The sequence below is a fragment of the Streptomyces sp. NPDC059668 genome, from assembly GCF_042734135.1.
Classification (GTDB): Bacteria; Actinomycetota; Actinomycetes; order Streptomycetales; family Streptomycetaceae; genus Streptomyces.
Window position 1 is genome coordinate 35,748 of record NZ_JBHWEL010000088.1, and the last position, 792, is coordinate 36,539.

The 792-nt window shown below is 77.7% G+C and carries 1 protein-coding gene; it reads right to left on the bottom strand.

Going from position 1 to position 792, the window contains the following annotated elements; translation table 11 throughout:
• On the bottom strand, positions 1-792 hold a 792-nt coding region (locus ACFV2J_RS37240; protein ID WP_385442899.1), incomplete at both ends, for a beta-ketoacyl synthase N-terminal-like domain-containing protein.

Consider the following 792-nt stretch of genomic DNA (forward strand, 5'->3'; position numbering starts at 1 on the left):
CACCCGCGCCCCCCCCCCCTCCGAGTCCGCGGTCGTGGTGCGGGCGCCCACCCTCCCCCCCCCCCCCCACACCGTGCGCTACACCCGGCCGCCCGCGCCGCGCCCCCCGGCCCCCGCGGCGGACGACGGGGGGAGGCTGATGTGCCGGAGCCGGGCGCGGTGGCAGTTCGACGGCGCCGGCCAGCGCCGCCTCGCACTCCCCCGCACGCAGCGCGCCGAGTGCGAGGTGCAGCGCGGTGAGGAAGGACGACGCGCCGGTGTCGACGCTCAGGCTGGGTCCGCGCAGGTCGAGCAGCCGCGACAGCCGTCCGGCCGCTCCCGCCCCGCCCCACATGTACTCGCCCACCATGTACTCGCCCACCATGTGCTCGTCCACCATGTGCTCGCCCGGCGGGTGTTCATCCGGGAGGCCGGCGGGCGGGCCGGCGGCGATGTAGACGCCTATGCTGCGCCCTGCGCTGTCGGGGCCGGTGAGCCGGTCGGCGCGCGCTCCGGCGTATCCGGCGCTCTCCAGCGTCTGCCACGCGCTGCGTGCCAGCAGGCGTTCGCGGGGGTCCAGGCCGGCCGCTGCGGCCGCGTCGAGGCCGAACAGGGCGAGCAGGCCGGCGTCGAACTCCCGTGTGCCGTCCGTGAAGCGGTCCCCTCCCCGCGGGGGTGACGCCGTGGGGGTGTGCTGTTCCAGGGCGTGGCGCCACAAGGCGTCCAGGTCGTCGGCGTGCGGGAAACAGCCCTGCATTCCCACGACGGCGCACGGCTCGACACCGCCGCCGCCGGGGCCGGGCGGTGGTTCGC